At 44.9% G+C, this 5,216-nt stretch carries 5 protein-coding genes and 1 pseudogene; 4 read left to right on the top strand and 2 right to left on the bottom strand.

The genetic code is table 11. The annotated features are described in order from the left end of the window. Positions 1 to 204: hypothetical protein (locus F6J99_RS41750; protein ID WP_293122495.1), on the bottom strand; the 204-nt coding region annotated here is incomplete at its 3' end. 47 nt (positions 205 to 251) lie between these two features. Between F6J99_RS41750 and F6J99_RS41745 the strand changes: the two genes are divergently transcribed. Further along, positions 252 to 452 (top strand): hypothetical protein, encoded by a 201-nt coding sequence (locus F6J99_RS41745; protein ID WP_293122492.1) that lies wholly within the window; start codon positions 252 to 254, stop codon positions 450 to 452. Positions 453 to 694: 242 nt separating this feature from the next. Here F6J99_RS41745 and F6J99_RS41740 read toward each other — a convergent pair. After that, positions 695 to 787 (bottom strand): annotated as a pseudogene (locus F6J99_RS41740) (RNA-guided endonuclease TnpB family protein); the annotation flags it as partial. Between the two features lie 487 nt (positions 788 to 1,274). On the opposite strand from F6J99_RS41740, the gene ltrA reads away from it, so the two are divergent. The 3 genes from ltrA to F6J99_RS41725 all read left to right on the top strand — a co-directional run bounded on the left by ltrA (position 1,275) and on the right by F6J99_RS41725 (position 4,733). Next, positions 1,275 to 2,552 carry a group II intron reverse transcriptase/maturase gene (gene ltrA, locus F6J99_RS41735; RefSeq protein WP_293122489.1) on the top strand — a complete coding sequence of 426 codons (1,278 nt, stop codon included), beginning with the start codon at positions 1,275 to 1,277 and terminating at the stop codon, positions 2,550 to 2,552. A gap of 157 nt (positions 2,553 to 2,709) precedes the next feature. Then, positions 2,710 to 2,952, top strand: coding sequence for an HNH endonuclease signature motif containing protein (locus tag F6J99_RS41730; RefSeq protein ID WP_293122485.1), 243 nt, complete (start codon positions 2,710 to 2,712; stop codon positions 2,950 to 2,952). A gap of 260 nt (positions 2,953 to 3,212) precedes the next feature. After that, entirely contained in the window at positions 3,213 to 4,733 is a 1,521-nt protein-coding gene (locus tag F6J99_RS41725; protein ID WP_293122482.1) for a reverse transcriptase domain-containing protein, read from the top strand. Positions 4,734 to 5,216 lie beyond the last annotated feature (483 nt).

The raw sequence follows: 5,216 nt of genomic DNA, 5'->3' as shown, positions 1-5,216 counted from the left end.
GCTGCCACCAACAGATACATTGGAGCAGGTCGAAAGACCAGAATATCTAGGAGCCGTGTGAGGTGAAAGCTTCATGCACGGTTCTGAAGGAGAGGTGCTCCCCTTAATAGGGGACATCGACTCTAACCCATCAGGATGGCGGTGCAAACCCGCCCCATCAGGAGTGATGTGACACCCTATCTGGCCACACCGAGCAGGCGACATCCTAGCAGAGTGACGCTGGCACCAGGGCGGAATCAGACATGAATCAGATGCATGACACTGCCGCTAACGGGAAGGTGACATGGGTAACAGTAGTAAAAGTCCTGAAAAAGTGTCTTATCCGTAAGCCGCAATCTGACCAGTACATGCGAGACTTGATTCCCGACTATCCTCACAACGTCTTTGCTCGGACAGTTGTAATCTCTGAGGAGGGAATAGGCAAATTGGGAACGAAGTTACCGCAAGAATAGTGGAGCCTTTATAGTTAGTCGGCTATGGGTAAAAGGGTTAAAAATTTTGGTGTAAGGCTCCACTATTCTAAGGTTTCATCTCCGGACTGCCCTAAATCACCATAACAATCTGATGTACGGAGTGCGATTCGTTAGCTATAAACCTTGGCCAACAAGGCTTTGGGAGGATTAGCTGCTTGGCACGCGAAAACCATGACAACTTGATAACCATGATGGTGGAAATCCATCCCGGAGACAAAACCTTAGAATAGTGCAGCCTTAGTACAAAACCTTACTCCTATGATGCCTAACCTGCTGACCATAAAGGCTGCACTATTCTTTCGGTAACTTCTGACCCTCGTGAAATCCGTGTGACAACCTTACCCTGATTTATAGAATTAGCAAACCTATAAATTAAATTCGCAGAGGGTCAAACGGACAAAACACCCTTTAACCTGAACGGTGTTTAGTCTAGGTAAAGAACTCATGGGTACGAGAGAAAGGTACGTTTGAATCATCGTTATCGGAATGTAGCGAAATAAAAAGGTTGAACGACGCTACGGACAAAAAGTCAACGGAGAACATAGGTTATAAGGTTTCCGTTCCTTATAAAGATTTCCCTCTCTCCCGGTGAATAGTGCCACCCTAAAAGTTCAAAGAATGGTTATCAGGAACGAAGTAACCCTTATATGTACTCTCAGTAAGGTCGATTACTGAGTAGGTAGCTAGCCGCAAGTCATAGGAGGGCAAGATTGGGTCAGAAGCTAATGCCTAGGGTAATGCCTAGGATACGCTGACAGACACACGTTATAGGAAAAGATATGGTTGTAAGTAACAATTGATATGTCCAAAACTCGGGGGTTCGCCCCACAGTCGGAATGGAACAAGGTTAACTGGCGAAAGCTAGAACAAATCTTGTTTAAGTTGCAAAAACGAATATATCAAGCCTCACAACGTGGTAAAGTCCGCGTGGTCAGAAAGCTACAAAGACTCCTGATGAAGTCCTGGACTGCCAAAATGATTGCGGTTCGCCGGGTCACCCAGGAAAACAAAGGCAAAAAGACTGCCGGAATAGACGGGGTCAAAGCCCTGACAGGGAAAAAACGCCTCGCCTTAGTAGCCAGCCTTGAGGTCTATCGAAAAGCCCAACCCACACGCAGAGTGTGGATACCAAAGCCAGGTAGGGAGGAAAAAAGACCACTGGGAATCCCAACGATGTACGACCGTGCATTACAGGCACTTGCCAAAATGGCCTTAGAACCAGAATGGGAAGCAAAATTTGAACCAAATACATATGGGTTCAGACCAGGACGCTCATGTCATGACGCCATCGGAGCAATATTTACAGCCATCTGTAAAAAACCTAAATGGGTTTTAGATGCTGATATAGCCAAATGTTTCGACAAAATCAATCATGATGCACTTCTAAAAAAACTAAATACTTATCCATCCATGAGACGTTTAATTAAGTCCTGGCTAAAAGCCGGTGTGATGGATAACGGAACATTCTCATCTACAGATGAGGGCACTCCCCAGGGTGGAGTCATCTCTCCATTACTGGCAAATATTGCTCTCCACGGCATGGAATCGGCTATATGGAACTTCGCTAATTCCGTATGGAAGAAGAAAGGACATTACAAAAGAGGATTGACATTAATCAGATATGCCGATGACTTTGTAATCCTACACCAAGACCTAACCGTGGTTAAAGAATGTCTTGAAGTAATCAACAAGTGGCTGCCAGACATGGGTCTGGAATTAAAACCAAGTAAAACTAAGATTACCCACACTTTTGAAGGATTCAACTTTCTGGGATTCAATATACGTCAATATGAAGTAGGTAAACACCGTTCGAAACAAGGTTTTAAAACCATTATCAAACCATCCAAGGAAAGTATCCAAAAACATTATGGGCAGCTTTCAAATGTCATAAATCGATATAAAGCTGCCCCACAGGAAGCGTTAATACGCCAACTTAAACCCATTATACGCGGATGGTGTAATTACTACAAAACAGTCTGTAGTAAAGAAACATTCAGCCAATTAGGGAATCTGTTATGGAATAAACTCGCCTTGATGGGGATACAGGAGACATCCGAAGAAATCAAAAACTTGGGTTAACAAGAAATATTGGGGAACCGTTGGAAAGGATAACTGGACGTTCAAAAAAGGAGAAAGCTATCTCCCAAAACATGCCAATACAAAAATAGTAAGGCACAAAAAAGTACAGGACACCAGAAGCCCCTACGATGGAGACTTAATCTATTGGAGCACCAGAATGCAGAAACATCCTGAGATGACCAGCTCAATTGGGAAACTTTTGAAACGGCAAGAAGGAAAATGTGCTCATTGTGGTCTCATATTCAGGGATGGAGATTTAACGGAAAAGCACCACATAAAACCACGCGCACTAGGTGGAAAGGACAATGATGAAAATCTTGAACTACTACATCTTCACTGCCACGATGCCAAACATGGAAAAAAATTTAACTTATCCGAGTTAGATGACAATCCATTCTAGAGGTACCAATGACAATGGTTCCTATAATGAGGAGCCGTATGATGTGAAAGTATCACGTACGGTTCTGAAGACGAGTCGGTGAGGCGACTCACCGACTTAGTTTAATACGAGAAAAAACGGCAGCAATAATGAGTCTGTGGAAAGGTCGAACCCACAGTAAGTTATGTCAAACCTAATCCTCACTGCCGGGTAGGATGCAACCGTAAAACTGGTTGCGGGTATTCAGAATATACAAATCCAAGGAGAGCACGGTTAGACACATGAGTAATCATAGTGAACTATGGAAAGGACAAAAGTGGAAGAAACTCCGCCAAAATCTATTCCGCCTACAAAGACGAGTATACAAAGCGGTTCAAGCTGGTGACCTGAGGAAAGCAAGGTCCCTACAGAAACTGATTCTAAAATCCCGCGCAGCACAATTGCTGGCTGTCCGACAAGTGACACAGCTAAATAAGGGTAAGAAAACAGCTGGAATTGATGGAAAGTCAAGCCTCAATTACAGGGAACGCATGGAACTTGCCGAGGAATTGAACCACTATGGCCAGGACTGGAAACATAGCGGTCTCCGAGAAATCCCAATCCCTAAAAAGAATGGGAAAACACGGATATTAAAGGTACCAACCATAGCCGACCGAGCATGGCAATGTCTAGCAAAATTTGCATTGGAACCAGCCCACGAGGCTATGTTCAGTGCCGACAGCTATGGCTTTAGAACTGGAAGGTGCGCACAAGACGTGCAAAAACGCCTCCAATTACAACTAAGGTCAGGTTGTAATGGCGCTAAAAAGAGAATAATCGAACTAGATATAAAGAAATGCTTCGACCGCATTGCACACAGCTCAATCATGGATAGATTGCTAGCTCCTGCGTGCCTAAAACAGGGGATTTTCAGGTGTTTAAAAGCAGGCATCAATCCGGAATTCCCAGAGCAAGGAACACCCCAAGGTGGTGTGGTCAGCCCCCTATTAGCAAACGTGGCACTCAACGGAATAGAGAACATACACACAAGTCTGCGATACGCAGATGATATGGTGTTTATTCTTAAGCCAAAAGATAATGCTGGAAAGATTCTTCAGAAAGTTAAAGACTTTTTGGCAGAACGCGGAATGGAAATTAGTGAAGAAAAGACCAAGCTAACCAAGGCGACAGACGGATTTGACTTCCTGGGGTGGAGATTCCGCGTCAGAAAAGACGGAAAGTTTTCGTGCATTCCTTCAGAGGAAAATCACAGAAATATCCGCCAGAAGATTAAAGCCGTAGTCAACAACTCGAATTATGGTGCCAAAGTAAAAGCAAAGAAACTAGCCCCCATTGTTCGCGGATGGCGTAACTATCACAGTAGCTGTGATATGAGTAGCTCAAGGGATAGTCTATGGTTCATGGCATACACCGCAAATCGTAAGTTCCGAAAGGAAAAGAAAATAAACCGGTATCAAGCCAACGAGCTATGCAAAAAGGCATTCCCAAAAGTAGGTTACAAACAGAACCAACACGTAAACGTAAAGGGGACTAAGTCACCCTATGATGGTGACCTAGTTTACTGGAGCAGAAGGAATTCCCGCCTCTACTCCGATGCTACATCCGAAGCATTGAAACGGCAAAACCATTCCTGTGGACACTGTGGATTGAAGTTCCTAGAAGACGAGTCTGTACACCTTCATCATATTGATGGAAACCACGACAACTGGAAAACGAAGAACTTATTAGCAGTTCACCAGAGCTGCCACCAACAGATACACTGGAGCACTCCGTGCATGAGAGGATATCTAGGAGCCACGTGAGGTGAAAGTCTCATGCGTGGTTCTGAAGGAGAGGTGCCCCGGATAATACCGGGCATCGACTCTAACAAAACGACGGCAAATAGAGGTCTGGGGAAAGGTCGAAACCCCGGTAAGTTATGCCAAACTTAATCCCTCCCGTCGGGTAAGATGTGCCCAAAACTGAGCACGGGTATTCAGAGTAAACAAACTGGAGAAGAGCATGGGTAGACACAGACATCAAAAATCTAGTGACCTCTGGAAAGGACAAAACTGGAAACAACTCCGGAAGAACCTTTTCCGCCTACAAAAGAGGTGCGGCTTGTTCTAAGTAGGAGCCTCCCGCAACGGGAGGGGTATGACTTAGGTAACTCGCGGGGATAACCCCAAAAGTTATAACTGTGTGCGGCTTGTTCTGAGTAGGAGCCTCCCTCGTGCGGGAGAGGTATGACTCAGGTAACTCGCGGGGACAACCCCAAGAATTATAACTGTTCATCCGGATGGCGG

Source organism: Moorena sp. SIO4G3, from assembly GCF_010692305.1.
In the GTDB taxonomy this organism is placed as follows: domain Bacteria; phylum Cyanobacteriota; class Cyanobacteriia; order Cyanobacteriales; family Coleofasciculaceae; genus Moorena; species Moorena producens_A.
Note: the sequence above shows the minus strand (reverse complement) of the source record. Positions and strands in the feature narration are given on the sequence as shown.